This is a genomic window from Curtobacterium sp. PsM8 (assembly GCF_030433875.1).
Classification (GTDB): domain Bacteria; phylum Actinomycetota; class Actinomycetes; order Actinomycetales; family Microbacteriaceae; genus Curtobacterium.
The window spans coordinates 1-250 of sequence record NZ_JARUXD010000169.1; the positions used below are offsets into that span (position 1 = coordinate 1).

At 46.8% G+C, this 250-nt stretch carries 1 protein-coding gene; it reads right to left on the reverse strand.

Translation table 11 applies throughout. From position 1 onward, the window contains the following. Positions 1 to 60: 60 nt before the first annotated feature. Positions 61 to 250: hypothetical protein (locus QCD68_RS17250; protein ID WP_301223897.1), on the reverse strand; the 190-nt coding region annotated here is incomplete at its 5' end.

Genomic DNA, 250 nt, shown 5'->3' on the forward strand with positions numbered 1-250 from the left:
CGGTAGTCGGGGGGGGTTGTGGGGTGTTGGGGCCCGGTTGAGGCGTTGGTGTACGGGTTTTTAAATGGTTTGGCCAACCCCTTGTTGCGTTGGTGGTTTTATTTTTTTTTTTTTTTGTTTGCTTTTTTTCGTGTTTTGGTTTGTGGGGGGGGGGTGGGGTTTTTTTTTTTGGTGGTGTTGTTTTTCCTTTGGCTTTTTATTTTTTTTTTTTTTTTTTTTTGTGGTGGGGGGGGTTGTCCCCGGCCCCCCC